Annotated in this window: 27 protein-coding genes and 3 tRNA genes; 13 read left to right on the top strand and 17 right to left on the bottom strand. The window is 60.8% G+C overall.

From position 1 onward, the window contains the following. The 17 genes from OHB13_RS11855 to OHB13_RS38745 all read right to left on the bottom strand — a co-directional run bounded on the left by OHB13_RS11855 (position 1) and on the right by OHB13_RS38745 (position 8,809). Complete coding sequence (locus tag OHB13_RS11855) at positions 1-333, bottom strand: hypothetical protein (RefSeq protein ID WP_328377043.1); 333 nt, start codon at positions 331-333, stop codon at positions 1-3. Positions 334-450: 117 nt separating this feature from the next. Further along, on the bottom strand, positions 451-1,038 hold the full coding sequence (locus OHB13_RS11850; protein WP_328377042.1) for a phage tail tube protein: 588 nt from the start codon (positions 1,036-1,038) through the stop codon (positions 451-453). Positions 1,039-1,105: 67 nt separating this feature from the next. Continuing rightward, positions 1,106-1,399 (bottom strand): hypothetical protein, encoded by a 294-nt coding sequence (locus OHB13_RS11845; RefSeq protein ID WP_328377041.1) that lies wholly within the window; start codon positions 1,397-1,399, stop codon positions 1,106-1,108. A 92-nt stretch (positions 1,400-1,491) separates the two neighbouring features. Beyond that, positions 1,492-1,881 carry a hypothetical protein gene (locus OHB13_RS11840; RefSeq protein ID WP_328377040.1) on the bottom strand — a complete coding sequence of 130 codons (390 nt, stop codon included), beginning with the start codon at positions 1,879-1,881 and terminating at the stop codon, positions 1,492-1,494. After that, a complete protein-coding gene (locus OHB13_RS11835) occupies positions 1,881-2,210 on the bottom strand; it encodes a hypothetical protein (RefSeq protein WP_328377039.1) in 330 nt (109 codons plus the stop codon). The genes OHB13_RS11840 and OHB13_RS11835 overlap by 1 nt, the downstream gene beginning before the upstream one ends. Next, the gene (locus OHB13_RS11830) at positions 2,197-2,583 is read right to left on the bottom strand and encodes a hypothetical protein (protein ID WP_328377038.1); all 387 of its coding nucleotides are present in this window, start codon (positions 2,581-2,583) and stop codon (positions 2,197-2,199) included. The genes OHB13_RS11835 and OHB13_RS11830 overlap by 14 nt, the downstream gene beginning before the upstream one ends. A gap of 26 nt (positions 2,584-2,609) precedes the next feature. Then, entirely contained in the window at positions 2,610-3,701 is a 1,092-nt protein-coding gene (locus OHB13_RS11825; protein WP_328377037.1) for a hypothetical protein, read from the bottom strand. Between the two features lie 69 nt (positions 3,702-3,770). Further along, the gene (locus OHB13_RS11820) at positions 3,771-4,295 is read right to left on the bottom strand and encodes a hypothetical protein (protein ID WP_328377036.1); all 525 of its coding nucleotides are present in this window, start codon (positions 4,293-4,295) and stop codon (positions 3,771-3,773) included. 40 nt (positions 4,296-4,335) lie between these two features. After that, positions 4,336-5,772 carry a phage portal protein gene (locus OHB13_RS11815; protein WP_328377035.1) on the bottom strand — a complete coding sequence of 479 codons (1,437 nt, stop codon included), beginning with the start codon at positions 5,770-5,772 and terminating at the stop codon, positions 4,336-4,338. 14 nt (positions 5,773-5,786) lie between these two features. Next, entirely contained in the window at positions 5,787-6,800 is a 1,014-nt protein-coding gene (locus OHB13_RS11810) for a terminase TerL endonuclease subunit (RefSeq protein WP_328377034.1), read from the bottom strand. Positions 6,801-6,837: 37 nt separating this feature from the next. Further along, complete coding sequence (locus tag OHB13_RS11805; protein WP_328377033.1) at positions 6,838-7,401, bottom strand: hypothetical protein; 564 nt, start codon at positions 7,399-7,401, stop codon at positions 6,838-6,840. A gap of 16 nt (positions 7,402-7,417) precedes the next feature. Next, entirely contained in the window at positions 7,418-7,840 is a 423-nt protein-coding gene (locus OHB13_RS11800) for a phage terminase small subunit (RefSeq protein ID WP_328377032.1), read from the bottom strand. Beyond that, the gene (locus tag OHB13_RS11795; protein WP_328377031.1) at positions 7,837-8,010 is read right to left on the bottom strand and encodes a hypothetical protein; all 174 of its coding nucleotides are present in this window, start codon (positions 8,008-8,010) and stop codon (positions 7,837-7,839) included. Before OHB13_RS11795 ends, OHB13_RS11800 begins: the two co-directional genes overlap by 4 nt. Before the next feature lie 76 nt (positions 8,011-8,086). Further along, a tRNA-Lys gene (locus OHB13_RS11790) sits at positions 8,087-8,159 on the bottom strand. Positions 8,160-8,247: 88 nt separating this feature from the next. Next, positions 8,248-8,320, bottom strand: a tRNA-Gly gene (locus OHB13_RS11785). 55 nt (positions 8,321-8,375) lie between these two features. Next, a tRNA-Trp gene (locus tag OHB13_RS11780) sits at positions 8,376-8,451 on the bottom strand. 37 nt (positions 8,452-8,488) lie between these two features. Beyond that, positions 8,489-8,809, bottom strand: a complete 321-nt coding sequence (locus OHB13_RS38745) for an HNH endonuclease (protein ID WP_443062943.1) — start codon at positions 8,807-8,809, stop codon at positions 8,489-8,491. Positions 8,810-9,299: 490 nt separating this feature from the next. On the opposite strand from OHB13_RS38745, the gene OHB13_RS11775 reads away from it, so the two are divergent. The 13 genes from OHB13_RS11775 (at position 9,300) to OHB13_RS11720 (ending at position 16,192) form a co-directional block, all read left to right on the top strand. Beyond that, positions 9,300-9,809 (top strand): hypothetical protein, encoded by a 510-nt coding sequence (locus OHB13_RS11775; protein WP_328377030.1) that lies wholly within the window; start codon positions 9,300-9,302, stop codon positions 9,807-9,809. 549 nt (positions 9,810-10,358) lie between these two features. Then, the gene (locus OHB13_RS11770; RefSeq protein WP_328377029.1) at positions 10,359-11,150 is read left to right on the top strand and encodes a PD-(D/E)XK nuclease family protein; all 792 of its coding nucleotides are present in this window, start codon (positions 10,359-10,361) and stop codon (positions 11,148-11,150) included. A 43-nt stretch (positions 11,151-11,193) separates the two neighbouring features. Next, entirely contained in the window at positions 11,194-12,018 is an 825-nt protein-coding gene (locus OHB13_RS11765) for an AAA family ATPase (protein ID WP_328377028.1), read from the top strand. Between the two features lie 89 nt (positions 12,019-12,107). Next, complete coding sequence (locus OHB13_RS11760; RefSeq protein ID WP_328377027.1) at positions 12,108-12,455, top strand: hypothetical protein; 348 nt, start codon at positions 12,108-12,110, stop codon at positions 12,453-12,455. Continuing rightward, entirely contained in the window at positions 12,391-12,882 is a 492-nt protein-coding gene (locus OHB13_RS11755) for an endonuclease VII domain-containing protein (protein ID WP_328377026.1), read from the top strand. The genes OHB13_RS11760 and OHB13_RS11755 overlap by 65 nt, the downstream gene beginning before the upstream one ends. Then, positions 12,875-13,012, top strand: coding sequence for a hypothetical protein (locus tag OHB13_RS11750; RefSeq protein ID WP_328377025.1), 138 nt, complete (start codon positions 12,875-12,877; stop codon positions 13,010-13,012). Before OHB13_RS11755 ends, OHB13_RS11750 begins: the two co-directional genes overlap by 8 nt. After that, positions 12,984-13,385: a CHC2 zinc finger domain-containing protein gene (locus tag OHB13_RS38740; protein WP_443062942.1), complete on the top strand. Its 402-nt coding sequence runs from the start codon at positions 12,984-12,986 to the stop codon at positions 13,383-13,385. Before OHB13_RS11750 ends, OHB13_RS38740 begins: the two co-directional genes overlap by 29 nt. Then, the gene (locus tag OHB13_RS11745; RefSeq protein ID WP_443062994.1) at positions 13,309-13,911 is read left to right on the top strand and encodes a toprim domain-containing protein; all 603 of its coding nucleotides are present in this window, start codon (positions 13,309-13,311) and stop codon (positions 13,909-13,911) included. The genes OHB13_RS38740 and OHB13_RS11745 overlap by 77 nt, the downstream gene beginning before the upstream one ends. Further along, entirely contained in the window at positions 13,908-14,108 is a 201-nt protein-coding gene (locus OHB13_RS11740; protein ID WP_328377023.1) for a hypothetical protein, read from the top strand. The genes OHB13_RS11745 and OHB13_RS11740 overlap by 4 nt, the downstream gene beginning before the upstream one ends. Further along, positions 14,105-14,566, top strand: coding sequence for a DUF3310 domain-containing protein (locus tag OHB13_RS11735; protein ID WP_328377022.1), 462 nt, complete (start codon positions 14,105-14,107; stop codon positions 14,564-14,566). Before OHB13_RS11740 ends, OHB13_RS11735 begins: the two co-directional genes overlap by 4 nt. Continuing rightward, on the top strand, positions 14,563-14,835 hold the full coding sequence (locus OHB13_RS11730; RefSeq protein WP_328377021.1) for a hypothetical protein: 273 nt from the start codon (positions 14,563-14,565) through the stop codon (positions 14,833-14,835). Before OHB13_RS11735 ends, OHB13_RS11730 begins: the two co-directional genes overlap by 4 nt. After that, entirely contained in the window at positions 14,832-15,641 is an 810-nt protein-coding gene (locus OHB13_RS11725; protein WP_328377020.1) for a metallophosphoesterase, read from the top strand. The genes OHB13_RS11730 and OHB13_RS11725 overlap by 4 nt, the downstream gene beginning before the upstream one ends. Next, a complete protein-coding gene (locus tag OHB13_RS11720; RefSeq protein WP_328377019.1) occupies positions 15,638-16,192 on the top strand; it encodes a hypothetical protein in 555 nt (184 codons plus the stop codon). Before OHB13_RS11725 ends, OHB13_RS11720 begins: the two co-directional genes overlap by 4 nt. Positions 16,193-16,196: the final 4 nt, after the last annotated feature.

Genomic DNA, 16,196 nt, shown 5'->3' with positions numbered 1-16,196 from the left:
TCAGTTTCCCGAAGCCTCGTTGATCTTTGTGTTGAACTCCTGGAAGTCACGGATGGTCGGCTTGGACTTCCGGTACTCCTGCCACTGGTCCTCGCCCAGGACGATGCGGACGGCCTCGAAGTCGTTGTCTGCGAAGACAACGTCAACCGGGTAGTCCAGAGGGGACGGAAGGACATAGACCTTGCCGTTGTGCTCGACGGTGACGCCGGCACCCTTCGCCTCAGCCTCCGCGGCACCCAGTTCGGCGCCAGCGTCGGGAAGCTCGACCTCGACGCTGACCTCATCGGCCGGCGCGGCAGTCTTCTTCGAGGCAGTCTTCTTGGCAGCAGTCATGGGGACTCCAAAGATGGGGGTAGCAACAGATGCCCACGAGGGGCTTGAACCGGGGGTGGGAGAGACCGGGGACTATGAGCCCTCCCCGGCAAGGGGGCGTGAATTAATTCCCTTGGCTCACGGCGCGGCAGGCGCCATGTTCTGGTTCGTCAGGACGTAGCCGAGGACGCCATCGGAGTCGAGGGCGTCAATGGTGAGCTGGTACTCCTGGGCAGCGTTGCGGACGAGGGTGATTGCGCCTCGGTCCTGGATCATCGACCGCGGGACGACGACTCGGTTGAGCGCGGCGCCCTGGCCCCAGTCCACGACGAGGGAAATCTCCTGAAGGTCCGGGGTGCTGGACAGGTCCAGGCGCCAGGTGTCGGCAGTGCCACCACCCTCAGGTGTGACGGCAACCCATGAGGCGCCCCAGAACAGCTCAGTGGTGTTGATGTTGGTCTCTATGAAGGTCGCTGCCACGGTGAACGTCGCAGCTGACACGTTGAAGAGGACCGGAACGGCCGACTGCCAGGCGTTCACCGGGTCAGCGGTCACCGTGGGGGTGATTACACACCCCGCGTCTGACAGATAGCCGAGTGACTTGTAGCCAACCGGGGGAGTCTTGCCGTCACCCACCACAGTGGGCAGCGTCGCGCCGACAGCAGGTGCGATGTAAAGAGCGCCATTCGGCGCGAAGCGGATCTTCGAGGCATCGTTATTGGCCATCTGGCTCCTTTGGGGAAACAAAAAGGCGGCCCCAAAGGGACCGCTCAGGCTGTGGAGTTGCGGGGGGTTAGTCGTCAGCTACGAGGTACACAGAGACCTCGCCCGAGTAAGCGGGCTCAAGTGACTGCATGTCCGGGTGCCAGCTGGGGGCGTCCTCTTCGTGGACATCGAGCACCAGGGCCCCGTTGAGGCTCTGACCGGGAAGCTGCTCAAGTAGGACTTCACGGACGGTGTAGGCCAGCTCTCCGGCCTCAGCCGGGCTCTCGCCGTACACGTCGTAGACGACGTACATGCGGTCGGCCCGGTCCCGCTTGATGCGGTAGCCCCCGGACTGCATGAGGTAGATGGTCGTCTCTCCCACGGACCGGCCCACGAGGGTGCCAGTCACCGCCCCTGTGGGAATCTCCGGGAGCGACCTGAGGTAGCTAATCAGCAGAGGCAGCGGGTCTGATCTCATTCAACCCGCTCACTCAGGAGTACGGCTCGCAAGTAGAAGCGACCTGCGTGCCGGCGCCCTGCAAGGTCGCGGTAACCACGTTCCTGGAGCATTGCGTGCCTCGCGCGCTCGTTCTCCTCGACGACGACGTATCCGACCCACTCATCCCCAACACGTTCGACATAGGGGTGAATGTTCTTCTTGATCGAGTAGGCGTCAGTCGTCACGTGCGGGCCGCGGGGGGCGGCCTTGATCATGTCGCCCGCCATCTCACCCGTCTTGGCGACGACCAGAGCTCTGACCTCTCCGGACTTCAAAAGCTTGGTCTCAAAGCCCATATCAGTCTCGAACGTGAAGTCTGCTGTCCCGTATCGGGTGTGCTGCTTGCCGCGCTTCGGAGTGGCCATCACTTAGTCACCCCCCGGACGTCGATCATGGTGTATTGGCGAGAGCCCAACTTCCACTTCCATGGCTCGCCTTCAGGCGTCCAGAGCTTCGACTGAAACAGAATTTGGTCGGACGAGTCCACCTCCAAGTTTCCGGGAAGGTAGATCGTCGCCTTGTTTGTGGTGGTCTCTCGGACGGGAGTCTCCGCCTTGTGCGTACGCAGGTAGGGGACGCCGGCACCGAGCCCGGACCAGACAACCGTGTACGTGTCCCAGTCGCGGTGATGGCCGTAGGCGTCCTCTACCAGGGGGGCCCGGCGGACCTCGATGATGTCGTTAAAGAGTGCCAAGGGGTTTCTCCTGCCAGTCTCGTGTCAAGGAGATCGACCCCATGCGCTTCCTGTACTTGGTCAGCATCGACTTTGCGGCCTCCGACAGACCCGAGTTGTACGCGGTCTGCGCGTACTCCACTTGCAGGTCGCCGGTCTTCTCCATGACCGTGCCAGGAGAGACGGAGAGCCATCGGATCACCTCGGAACAGACAGCGGCCTTCACTGCGCCAGGCACTGCTTCCCATGTCGGCTGCTGGAAATCTGTCCCGCAGTAATCGCACACAAGGGCAGTAGCGTCTTCGATGAAGGCCGCCGTCTTGGTGGCCTCTGCATCATCTGAGAAGGGCCGCCCGAGGCGGGCAAGCACATCGTCAGTGGTTGCTATTGGCATTCAACCTCCCGTAGTAGTTGGGGAGATCAGCCAGCCGGGGGCGCAGTCTCCGTGATCGAAATCTTGAGACCACGAACGAACTTCTCGCCGATGACGGTGCCTCGGACGCTATAGGCCGGATCTTCCTTGATAGTTGCCAGGCCATACATGGTGTCGAGGCCAATCGTGTCGTGCTTCTGGTTGTAGTCGTAGTCGACCAGCATCCGGGTAGCGATGCCGTTTACATTCTGAATGGAGCCGGTGACGGCGCCCATCGGAAGAGACGGGCAGGCAGAAGCAATGAGCATCGCCGACTTATGGAAGAGGTACATCTCCAGGCCGAATGCGTTGTGAATGACGATGTCGAAACCATAGATTCGACCAACAGTCGCCCGGCGAAGCGCGTTGGTGTCACCGGAGTAGTCCACCGCGACGAATTCGGGGTCTTTCAGAAGGATCGCCTCGACCTCGGGGCCGGCAATGAGATACCGCTCAGAGGTGGGGACCAGGGCCAGGTTCATGTTCATGCGGGCGTCCACCAGGGCCGCACGGATGGCAAGGGCGCGCTGGGTCATGTTGGTGCCGGTACCGTCAGCCTGCGGGATGGAGACGGTGACGTCACCACCAACAGCCTTGGTCTGCGCAGCAGTCAGGCCCGAGCGGGAGATGTTCGCCTTGATGAACGCGGCAACCGTGTCATCGAAGTACTCGGCGAACCCCCTGGTGAGCTTGGAGAGGACCTGAGAGCCGAACTGCTTGAGATCGAAGGCGACCTGCTCCATGCCGATGGCAGTAGCGTTCTGCGCGAGGGTGGTGAGCTGGACCGGGAACCGGGTCTCGGTGACGAAGCCGTTCGGGGCTCGTCGGTCCGCTGCCGGGAGCGGCCGGTCGGTCGCCGCAGCGAAGATGTTGTTGTCTCCGGTGATCGGGTTCTTGATCGGCGCAGAGATGCCCGACTCCTGGACCGGGATGCCGCGGGACTCGCGGTTCACGTTGATCACGTCACCGATCCCACCGGTGAAATTCAGCTCCGAGTATCGGGCCGGGATGCCCCCGAGGGTCAGCTGACGGTCAAGGATTCCGAGAGCCGCGATCGTGACCTGGACCGGATCGAGATTGAAGTGATGCTGAGTAGCCATTAAGCCTCCATGAGGGCATGAAAAAAGCCCCCCAGGCGGAGGGCTGAATGAAGGGAAAGGGGGGCAGGCTTAGAGGAAAGCCCCGCCCGCGATGTAGTCCGCCAGATCGTTGGGATTGATGCTGGTGAACTCGCTGTTGCCGCCCCGGTTGTGGCCGGCGCCTGCAATGTGTGGGAAGCCCGCTCCGGAATTTCCCTGCTTGGGCAGGGACTCGATGAACGACTTGACGGCCTCCCCGTCTGGGCGAGAGTCGTCGCCCGTGAACCGGTTGAGGTCGAGGAACGAGAGGTCGGGGAGGTCAGCACCGGCACCCGCGGCCTGGATCCGCAGTTCCGCAGTCACCAGCTCCGTGGATACCTCGCCCAGAGCGGACGTCCGGCCCTCGGTACGCGCGGCCTCGATAGCGGTCTGCTGGTCGGCCTGGAGCTGATGGAGCTCGGTGCGGGACGAGTTGTAGTTGGTCTCGTTCTGTCGGGAGAGGGCCTTCCAACGGTCGCGGTCGGCAGCAACCTCTTCCAGCGTCGGGCCAGCCGGAGGGGGCGGAGGGTTTCCCTCGTTGCCCAGCTGTCCGGCGGTGTCGTCCTGAGTAGTCATACGTGATTCCATTTCGGAAGGGACTCACCATTTCGGCGGGTCAGGGCTTAGCCTCGTGGAGCTTCCGGTTTGCGTTGCCGGAGTTCCCTTGCGGAGGCTTGTTGGCATGGGGTTGCTGCCCTTGGGGCTGTCCCTGAGGCTGAGGCATGAGCTTCTGTATCTCGGCCTGAGCCTTGGCGTCCTGCTTCCGCATTTCGCGGAAGTCGGCAACCTGAGCGGCGGAGAACCCGGCCTCGAACCAGAGAAATTCCAAAGGCACATCAAGCTGCTTCAGCTTGAGCAGGGCATCAACGTGCTGGGCTTCTGTGCGGTATTCGGGGTCCTGCCAACGCGTCTCCATTTCGAACGCGTCCTTGCGCTTGTCATTCTTGACAGCGAAGCAAAGTCGAATGACTCGCTCCCATGCTTCACCGAAGTGGAGCATCCGCTCCCGCACCTTGGCGACGAGACCGGCTTCCGCCGAGATGATCGCCTCGCCAGAAGGGGCGTTGGTCGTGTTGACCAGGAAGTAATGGCTGGGAACCCTCGCAACAGTGGCGAGGTGCTGGACCAGCATGTCCACCAGGGTCACGTAATTCGAGAGGTCAGCGGCAGCGAAGGAGCCGAACTTGGCAGCTGGGTCCTCAGCCTGAAGAAGCTTGTCCTGGCCGACGTTGTACGGCTCGACAGGGTTGCCGTTGGCGTCTTCCTGGATCTCCAGGCCGGTGACGAAGCGCTGAGGGAAGGCCGCAAACTCAGACGCCGTCAGCGCATCCATGGTCGTCTTGTTGATCGCATCCTGAATGGGGATGCAGTTGACCAGCTCCGAGACCGGATCCATGCCGAGTCGAGAGCGGTTCTCGAAGGGCACTACGGGGACGGCACCGAGCGGGTTGGGCTTGGTGACGCCCTGGTCCCACTCGGTGGTTCCGTAGGCGACCTCGTATACATAGCTCTCGGTCCAGAGCGTGATCTGCTGTCGGCCCCAGGAGTCCATCTCGAAGCGCGCCGCGGCCTCCAGTTCCCACAGGGAGCCGGCCTTGTATGAGACAGCCATACGGGCGCCAGGGACCGGGGTGATGGTCGGCTCGCCCTGGGCGTCCGCCCAGACAACAACGTAGGCGGTACCCGTGATTAGGGACTCAAGGTGAACCGAGGACGAGTAGGCGTCCATGCTGGACCGTTGCCAGAACTCGCGTGCCTCCTTGCCGTCGTCCTCTCCGGAGATCCGGAAGGAATCAACGTGCAGCCGCTCGTTCGTGGAGTCCACGATGGTGCCGCAGAAGTTGTCTCGCCACTCACCGAAGACGGAGGCGAAGGCCGCCTTGTACTTCATCTGTGAGAACGCGAGCTTCTGTTGCTCGCCCTCGTAGTACTTCGAGTAGAGGTGGGATTCGTGAAGTGGGCCCGGAACTTTTCCGTACAAGTACATGAGCCACTGGTCAGGGGATTCCGGCTTACCTATGAATGCGGTGTGGCTTCCAGGGGGGACGATCATAGGTGGGCCTCTTTCTAGAAGCCCACGACACGTGACCTTCTCAGTTTCATTCGTCCGTCGGCGATGGCATCTGCTCTGGCCTCCATGGCGATCACGGCGCACACAGCTAGGTCGATCTTCCTTTTGGATCGGGGGGAGTCTTTTTGGATGAGAAGGCCCTGAGGGACTTCCCTGGTAACTGCGTTGAGGACATGCCGAGTAAGGCGGACGTCCCCGTCGTGCTTGAGATCGCCCACCATTACGGCGGTACGGAAGCGCTCAATGGCCTGAACCATCCGAGTGGGCTTGTTGGTCCAGAACTCGAATACGGTGTCGTCGCCATGCGTGATGGACCAGCGGCCAATGGCTTCCTGCCAGTAAGGCGGGTCCGCGTACATCCACGCGACTCGGTATGTCTCGAAGGCTCTGTGCACAGCAGCCTCTACTGACAGGACATCGACTTCCCAGTCATCAGGGGCATGTTCTGGGCGTTCCCAGACACCGATGACAAACAGCTTGGCGTCTCGCAGGCGGACTCCGCAGATCCCTGTTGCATCTCCGCGGATACTTCCATCAAATCCAATTGCTATCTGATCGCCGGGCTTGATGGGGTCCTGGTCGTCCTCGCGGGCGTCCCACTCGGTCTTGGACATCCACCCGTCCGAAGACTCTGCGATGCGGTTGCAGAAGAAGCGCAGGTAGGTGGAGTCAGGAGTAGTGCGGTCGTAGAGGATCGTGCGAGTCAGGCCGTCAATGTCGGCCCATGTAGCGTCGCCGTACGCCTCGATGAGGGCCTGGCGGACCTTGGTTTCGTCTCGCATCTCGTCGGGCTCGATGGAGCCCTCGATGCAGTCGTACAGCCAGAAGCCTTGGCTGATCATGTCGCTCTCGTGGATGAGCTGAGCGACGCTGTCTTCGTTGGGGTTGTACGCATTGGTTGTGGTGACCCAGCGAGAGCCTGACGCAGCCAACTTCTCGACGTTGCGCTTGAGGGTCTGGTAGAACTCCGGGCCCCCGTTGCTGCCCACCCAGTGGTGGACCTCGTCCATGAGTACGAATCACACATCGCCTGGACCCCGGCAGGACTTAACCCACCGGGGCCCAGACAAAGGTCGGGCGATTCCCCTCGTTCGTCCGGCCGGCGGTCGCCTTCGGCCTGATCGAGCCGGGCTTGCCGCTCTTGAACTGGATGACGGCCTTGCCGATGTCGAGGCTGTATTCCTTCTCGGCGGGGGACTCGGACAGACAGCCCCGGATGAACTCCATGGTCTGTTCGGTCTGCTCGTACGCCGTGGCGCCGACCTGCACAGTGGGCAGAGCGACCGCCTTCGCCACCGGTATCCCGAAGGCGTTGAAGTGGGAGAAGCGGCAAGGGCCGATGAACTCAACGATGGCAAGGGTCGCCAACAGAGGCGTCTTGCCCCACCCCTTAGCCCTGCGCAGGGTGGCAGCACTGTAGCGCCAGGTCCCGTCAGGGTTGATTGCGTAGAGCCAAAGGACAAACCTCAGCTGCTCCTTGCTGAAGCGCCAGGGTTCCCCCGCACGTTCGCCGTCAGGCTGGACGATGTACTTGCTGCACCAGCGGATGACCTCGTACCCCAGCGTCTCCTTGGGGGAGGGAACGCCTTCAGGCAGGTTGCCTGTCTGCAAGCGCGGTCACCTCTATTCAGTCACTCAGGAGTCGGAACAGCTCTTCGTCCAGGTCGGATGTGGTGGGTTCGGTGGAGTCGGGCTCGTCGCCTTGGTCCTCGGGGGCCTCAAGGGACATGCGCAATCTCGCTCTGTCCTCCGTGGTCGCGCCCCACTTGGCTACGCGTTGGCGGATCTCACCTGCCAGCTTCACGTCGCCCTGGTAGAAGGCGTCCACGATCTTCACCGTGATCTCCAGCTCAGCCCAGTCGGTCTCAGCCCACGCAGCCGCCTGCGGTGAAGTCGCCCAGGTTCGCCAGAAGCGGCGGGCACCAGCCGTCTTGATCCCCAGACCGGGCGGCAGGGCTCGGCCTTCGGTGGTCGAGCTGCTGAGGGTCTGGGCGTGCTCGTGTTTGTTGCGCCGGACCGCGTTGTCCTTCGGCTTCGGTCCTCTGGTCACAGCTTCACTGCCTCGGGATCGACGCCGTAGAGGTCGCCCAGGTCCTCAAGCTCGAAGAGGGCGGCCTGCCTCCACGACCGTTCTGCGGCCTTGCTCGGCCGGCGCCGCGGTGCCTCAGGCCCGCAGACGTCATAGGGACAGTCGAGACAGCGACCGTTACACGCGGACATGAGGGCACCTCCGAGGTGGATGAGTAGTAAGGAATGAAGAAGCCGCCCGGTCCTTGAGGACGGGCGGCAAGGGGGGTAGGTCCACAGGGACTCGAACCCTGGACACGTGGGTTAAGAACCCGCTGCTCTGCCAACTGAGCTATGGACCTTGGCCGGGTGCAGGTGGGGGACTCGAACCCCTGGTGGCCAACCACGTTGAACGCTGCCGGTACCCACCGGCCCTCACCATTCCCCTTGTGTGCCTGACCGGATTCGAACCGGCGTCGCCGCCCGGAAGGGGAGGAGTCCTATGCCGCTAGACGACAGGCACCACGCTTCCATCCCCTGATCAGGGGGAGTTTCGGCGTCTACGGGAGCTACCCGTATGGCGGGATGGGCAGGACTTGAACCTGCAACGCACGGCTTTGGAGACCGTTGCTCTCCCAGTTGAGCTACCAACCCGATGCGGCCTCATGAGGACCGCTGCCCAGAGGGCGCTTTATGTGCCTTCGCTGTATGTCTTGCGCTTGTGGCACGGTTTGCAGAGGACCCAGAGGTTGTCCGGTTCCCAGGAACCACCACGGGCTACCGGAACAATGTGGTCCACCTCCAGATCCTTATGGGAACCACACTGCTGGCACGTGAAGCGATCTCGTACAAGCACGCGAGAGCGCCGCCGGTGCCAATCTCTCGGCCTGGAGGCATTTCGAATAGATGTTCTATTCCAGCCTTTCCGGGTCTGATGGTCGCCGCAGCGGCCGTCTCGGACGGTTGGAGTGAGACACCCTTGGCGCAAACAGATGCTCCTTGCCCTGGGCATGCCCCCTCCCTTCGCTTATGCCCGCACTGGCGGTACTAGGTCTGAGGCCCCGGCCGGATGCTGGTCTGGCGGCCGGGGCCATGTCCCTGGATGCCTGGTCAGGAGCCTGGCCGGGGGCCTGAGCTCAACCGACAGATCAACAGGGAAGTCTCGCTTTGTAGTTGACACTTACGCTTGTCTAGAAACGACAGAATCTGACAGTTCCTCAGTTGGTTGTACGCAGGTGGCCACTTGGTTAAGAAATCGCTTAGATACTCACTAATCCTTCACAAATCGCTCCAACCAGGTCGTTCGCTAGCTCGTTTCCGCTTGCTCTCTCACTAAGGATGTCGGTGTCAAAGCCGTCGGTCTGGGACGCGGTCACTTTAAGTGAGACCCAGGTCACAGCGTCACAGGGTCAAGTGCTGGCAGCTTCATCCACTGAAGTAACTTGATTTCGTGACAGCAGCTCTGTACCTTGAGGTAACCGAGAGAGGAGGGGCCTCCCGACATGAGCAAACTGCCTGACAATGACACCTTGAGGCGCTTTTACCGCGAAGGTTTGTCTGATAAAGAAATTGCCCAGGCTTATGGCTGCTCTGTTCAGGCGGTTAACGCCCGGTATACGGCAATAGGAATTGAGCGTAAGCCGTACAGCAATATCGCTGCCGCCATCCTTGAAGCTGCTTGGCCGCGTGAAGAGTTCGATCGGGGGAAGTTCACTCGATTCAACCGCGCCCGAGATCTCTCCACGTATATACGCTGGCGCCTCGGAGACCAAGCGTTGACGCAGAGGCAGTTCCAGAGGGCGGCGGCTTTCCTGGCGCACCTTGAGCGGAACAACCTTGTGCTGTCGATTGATTGGAGCAAAGACAATCCTTGGGTGTTCCTGCCCAGGGAGCCGTCAGACGGCCGGCGCGTCATCCGCTGGCCCGAGGGTAGGGAGATGCCCAAGGGGCCTCACCTGGAGGCCATCTCGCTTCCCCTTGCTCCTGTCGAGCCGGAGATCGCCCCGAGTTAACTATTTCATTTCGTCCCAAAGCGGACACGATTGAGCCCTTCACGCGGCAGCGTGGGGGGCTCGCTGCGTTCTTTTGCCATCTCTTTACTTCATTTACTACAACCATTTTGCGCTTTGCGGGCGGGAAAAAAATCTGTATTGCTGTCACACGATCAACCTGTATTGTTAAAGCAGGAGGGCGGGGCTCGGTGAACACAATGAACGAAACGCGCACATGGCTGGATGAGATTAAGACGGGGGTAGAGGGCAGTCAGGGCTGCCACTGTACTTGGAATTCTCAGACAGTCGAGATGCGTGTTGATCATGACACCTTGGGGGTACTGGTCCTCTACGTTCGGGGCGTAGTGGCTGAATGGGTGGATTTGATCATCTCGGACCTGGCCCTCGAATCACTCACCGCGCGTAGAGTCCTCGACCTCGAATGCGAGCTTGGGGCGCGAGTTTCCGCGTTGGAGATTGCGCGGAGCACTTATGCCCGCGGCCACGCCGAGATCCCCGGAAGTAGCACGTTTACCGTCATCAGATTGAGCGGTCTAGGAGCCAAACACATTGAGTGTCGAAAGTCAGCCGAGGTCGGTCTCGCAGACGGAGCAGTATGAGAAGTGTGCGTGGCGCTGGTATCTCCAGCGGGTAGAGCGTGTACGACCGAGACCGGCCGCATGGTCTTTCCACGGGACGGCCTTTCACTCCGCCGCAGAGGCATGGGAAAGGTCGTCCCGTACGTTGGGGGCCGACGAGGTCACAGAGCTCTTCCACGACCAGTACACGGGCATGGTCGATGAGGCCCTGGCCGAGGAGCCCGATACAGACAGGTGGCTAGCTGCGGGTCGCTACACGGGTGGAGAGGACATCGAGCGCCGCTACGTCCTAGGGATGGAGCAGACAGCGGCCTACGTCGAGTGGAGCAAGGCCAACAAGCCCGCCCTCTGGACGGAGCCGAACGAGGGGGTGCCGGCACTTGAGCTCTCCTTCATGGTCGAGCTGGGAGGTATCAAGGTGCGCGGCTTCATCGACCAGGCCCTCACTGAGGGCGACGGCAGGGTCAGGGTGCGGGACCTGAAGACCGGGACCATGAAGTCCAAGTTCCAACTTCAGACCTACGCCGTGGCGATGCGTCAGCAGTGGGGCGTAGAGGTGGAACGGGCTGACTGGTACCTCGCCAGGGATGGGCGTCTTTCCCGGCCTGTGAAGGTCGCGGAGGTGTCGGAGGACGAGATTGGTCAGAGGTTCGCTGACATGGACGCTGGCGTGAAGCGTGGCCATTTCCCGGCGAACCCTGGGTTCGACTGCAACTTCTGCGACGTCTCGCACGGGTGCATATTTTTTTCTCCCAGAACTTGAATCCGTGACGTAGTTGATCTAGCTTTGGGCTAGAGGAAAGGGAGTGACCATTTACAGCCTCGCGCAATCAGTGTTGGTCAAGGGAGAGGCAGGGGAACCGCTCCCCTCGCCTTACAGGGGCCTGGCATATCATGAGGTCGAGTTCCGGCGTGGTGAGTTCTCGCTCGTCGCAGCCGGCCCCGGCACCGGCAAGAGCCTGTTCGCCCTGAACCTGGCGCTGTCCGGCAGCATCCCGGTCATGTACTTCAGTGCGGATTCCAACGCGTCAACACAGCTCACTAGGGCAACGGCCATACTCACGGGCGACAACGTGAGGGATGTGAAGCGCAAGCTCCTGGCGGACGAGTTCGATGAGTATCTGAGCTACCTGGGCAAGCGTTGGTGGATCCGGTTCGACTACGACGCCAGGCCCAGCCTGCCCGACATCGAGTTGAGTCTCCGGGCGTACTTCGAAGTGTTCGGTATGTTCCCCCACCTGATCGTGGTGGACAACATCACGAATGTGGTGGGGGACTCCCCGGCGGGCGACGCGGAATCCTTCACGTTCGGCCTGGAAGCCATGTGTGAGTACATGTCAGATATGGCTCGGAAGACGGGAGCTCATGTCCTGACCCTGCACCACGTCACGGGTGAGCATAGCGACGGGCTTAACCCCATCCCGCTCAGTGGCGTAAAGGGGAAGATCGGCCGAGTCCCGAACGTCATCCTGACAGTCCACAAGGAGATCGATGGCATGGACGGCAGGATCCTGCACGTCTCGCCAGTGAAGAACCGAGACGGTTTCGAGGACTCAAGCGGGCAGACGTTCAGCTCGTACGAGTTCAACTCCACGAACATGCGGCTCACGGACATACCCAACACCCTTTAGGTGAGATAGGTCACAGGTTCACAGGATTTAAAAACTTGAATCCGTGACAAGGGCGGGCCTATATTGAGGATCGGAAAAGGGGCGGGGAAATGAACAGAACTTGCGGGTATAGCCTTCAGAGGGAAATCGTGGATGTTCTTCTGAATGAGAACCCCGAAATCTCAGACAATGAGATTCGAAATGCTGGTGGGGGTGTTGTTGCCCTAGTTCTCTCGGTCGAGAACCCGATGCGAATGCGCCTGTTCCGTCTGGCTAAGGAACTGAAGTTCCATACTCGGCACAGTGCCGCTCGGGTAGTCGCGGTGACGATGCCCACGGCGGACGGGCCGACATGGGAAGTTCTGCCCGTCTCCTTCCTTCAGAGTCTCGCCGATGAGGCAATCGACCTCAAGGACCAGTACCGGCTTGAGGCGGCTCTCAGGCCCCGTGTCCACTGAGCCCCGAGCCGGGTACCGGAAGTGCACACGCTGCGGAAAGAACAGAGCCATCAGGTTCTTCACGCCCAAGGGGCGTGTGTGCGCAACCTGTAGGAAGAGAACTCGTAGAGCCGCTTCGCACGAGGCTCGGGTTACCACCACCTATGGGCTCGAACCTGGCGAATTTCAGGCCCTCATGGACTACCAGGGTGGCGGCTGCGCTATCTGTGGACAACCAAGGCGCTACCGGCTCGACGTAGACCACGACCACAAAACCGGCATGGTCCGAGGGCTCACCTGCCGCTTGTGCAATCGGCGAATCCTGCCGGGCGCCAAGGACAACCCCGAGACGCTGCGATCCGCAGCTGACTATCTGGATGACCCGCCTGCGGTCCGATTCCTTGGACCGCGCTTTCACGTGGATACGCGAGGAGTAAACGATGAGTGAGGGATTCATCAAGCTCGACTACCGCAAGTGGCGTGGCGAGAAAGAGTATCTGGGCGCCGCCAATCGTCAATACACCTTCCCCGTCCACGTGAGGCGGATCGGTGAACCTGCCCCGCAGCTCGGTAATTAAGCCACCGATAGCTGAGGTTCTGAAGCACTACTACTCAATAGACGTGAAACAGCGGGCAGGGTGGAGCAAGATCCCCTGCCCGCTTCACGTGGACGAGAACCCCAGCGCCTCGGTCAACACCGAGAAGGACCGATGGAACTGCTTCGTCTGTCAGGTCTCCGAGGACTCAATCGACATCGTAATGCGAGAGGAGAACATTGGCTTCCGAGAAGCCCAGGCATGGGCACATGCCCGGTTCAGTGGAAGCGGCGAGAACCTACTTCCAGCAGTTCAGGGAGAGCCCGGCCGAGGAGTACATCAAGGCTCGCGGCCTGGAGGACATAGCCGAGAGGTTCACCCTCGGATACGTCGGTTCGGCGCTGACTGGTCATGAACAGAGGCTGGGAAGCCTGGTACTCCCGTATCTGCGCCCCGCAGGTGGGCCTCATGCAGTGGCAACCATTCGATTCCGCTGCATAGACGACAAGTGCGTACGGGACGAAACTGGCAGCTTCCTGGCCCCAGTCCGCAAAGAGAATCACCGCGGACACGGAAAGTATTTGACTCTGCCCGGTGACATGCCGCGGCTCTTCAACACCCGCTCCCTGATTGCCAGTAGCCCGTTCGTCGTCATCACCGAGGGCGAGTTCGACGCAATGGTGTGGGAGTCGGTTGGAGCGCCGGCCATCGCCTACCAGGGCACATCGAGTTGGCGCGACCATTTCATACCCCCGCTGCTCGGCTTCGGGACGGTCTTCATCATCGCTGACGGAGACAAGCCAGGCATTGAAGCCGCCGAGAAGTTGGCTGCTCAGCTACCGAGCGCCAAGGTCATCGTCCTTGGCGAGGGCCACGATTCAAATTCATACCTTCACGAATACGGGGCTGCTGCCCTACGGGAGAGGATCGGTTTGTCATGAAGTCGATTTGGGAGCCTGGCACACGAGTCCGAGTGAGGGCATCCGTCACGGACGGGACTGCCGGCCTGACTGGTGTGGTCGAGAAGGTCAACTACGCACAGAAGGAGGCCGCTACCTCAGTTCAGCTTGATGACATCGACGAGGTGACGAATTTCCTTGGTGCCTTCTTCTACGACAACGAGTTGGAGGCGGAGTGATTTACAAGATTGGCGACGAGGTCGTCATCGCGGCCCCTTCCACTCCATACGTCCAGCAGTACGCAGGTGAGCACGGAACAATCACGGACATCTCTGAGGGTGAAGACGCCCCGTACCCCTACGAAGTAGAAATAAAAGGCCGTTCTTCCTCGCTTGGCTTCGCCGAACACGAGTTGGCACGTGCTGACCTCGTAGAGGTGCTGGACGACATCATCGAAGCCTGCTGGGCCAAGGCAATGGGGCCTGTTGAGGACGCGGTGAACAACCCCTCTCACTACACATGGCTCCCGAACGGTGTCGAGGTCATCGACATCACGGAGCACCTGAATTTCAACCTCGGATGCGTCGTGAAGTACGTCCTTCGCGCGAGCCACAAGCACGACGAGCCGCTTACAGACCTTCGTAAGGCCGCTTGGTACATAAACCGCGAGATCGGGCGTCTGGAGGCCGCACAGTGACCTCTGAGAAGCGAATCGAAGAGTTGGTTACCAAGTGGCTCACCCGGCACCGTGACATTAAGGCCGTATCTGCTCGGATCGACGAAGACGATTGGGAATTGCGTCCCGCTTCCACTGGGCGCTGCGATACATGCGCTTCGTCCACCACCTACATGGAGCTCACCATCTGGTACACGCTCAGGGATGGCTACGGCGGTTACGTGGAAGTCCAGACGGATCCCCTCAGCTTCCTCGTGGAACTGCTGAATCTGGAAGACGAGGAACATTGAAGAGAGTTGTAGTCGTCTCTGACGTTCAGGCGCCATACGAGGACAAGCGTGCGCTGAAAAACGTCATCCAGTTCATCGGCGAGTTCCAGCCCGACGAGGTCATCCAGATCGGTGACCTCGTGGACTACCCCGCCCCATCCCGTTGGTCCACGGGGACCAGGGCGGAGTTCGAGGGCAACGTCATCCGAGATTCCGAGTACACCAAGGCGAACTTCCTTGAGCCTCTGCGTGCCGTCTACAGCGGCCCCCTGGGAGTCATGGAAGGGAACCATGACGAGCGCCCTCAGAAGTACCTCGCCAGCCGAGCACCGGCTCTTGCCGCTGAAGACACCTACTACCGCCTTGAGAACCTGCTCGACTTTGCGGCCTTCGACGTTCAGAAGCTCATGCCCTACTACGACTTCGCTCCGGGATGGGTGGCCATCCACGGACACGAGTCTCCCGGACTGAATCAAGTAGCGGGCCGCACGGCGGCGAGCAAGGCGAAGAAGGCTGGCGTCTCTGTCGTCATGGGGCACACCCACCGCCTTGCCATCTCCCCAGAGTCCACAGGCTATGGAGGGAAGCTCAAGACGATTTACGGCTTCGAGGTCGGCCACCTCATGGACGTACGTAAGGCCGGCTACCTGAAAAACGGCCCTGCGAACTGGCAGAAGGGCTTCGGCCTGTTCTACGTCGGCAAGTACAACGCAACCCCTCATGCCATCCCGGTTGAGGACGACGGCTCGTTCGTTGTCGAGGGGCAGCGGTACGGGAAGATCAAGCGAGGGCCGAAGGGTCAGTTCGCGCAGAAGGAAGTGCGATGACTACGGAAATCGACTGGGACGCCCTTGAGCCCCTGGCCGAGAAGGTCTCTCGTGAGATCGCAGGTAAGTGGCGGATCGTAGAGGCAGATGATGTGAAGCAGGAGATCCTGCTTCACGCCTACCAGGAAAAGCATCTGATCGCCCAGTACCAAGGCAATGCGGAAATCCTCCGGAAGGTCTTCTGGAACGCCGGGCGGAGGTACGCCGCCAAAGAGCGGGCCCACCTCGATCTCATGGACGACCAGTATTTCTACATACCGGATGAAGTTCGGGGAGTGATGCGCTCGTTCATCTATACCGATGCCGAGGTTTCTGAGCAGATAGGTAAGAAGGACGACCTGACGCGCTGCGTCATCACAGACAACATCGCCTCTGCCAGACTGGACGCTGAGAAGGGCATTAAGCGCCTGAATCTTGAATACCAAGAGGTGATCATGCGGCTGTTTGTCTACGGAATGTCACCGGCAGACGATGCAGACCGTAAGCGCGGATACCGGGCCATCGATGCCCTCACCGCAGAAATGAACCGAAGCATCCGGACGGGACGGTAGCCCT

The organism is Streptomyces sp. NBC_00440 (genome assembly GCF_036014215.1).
Classification (GTDB): Bacteria; Actinomycetota; Actinomycetes; order Streptomycetales; family Streptomycetaceae; genus Streptomyces.
The sequence above is the reverse complement of the archived record's forward strand: the minus strand, read 5'-3'. Positions and strand labels throughout refer to the sequence as shown.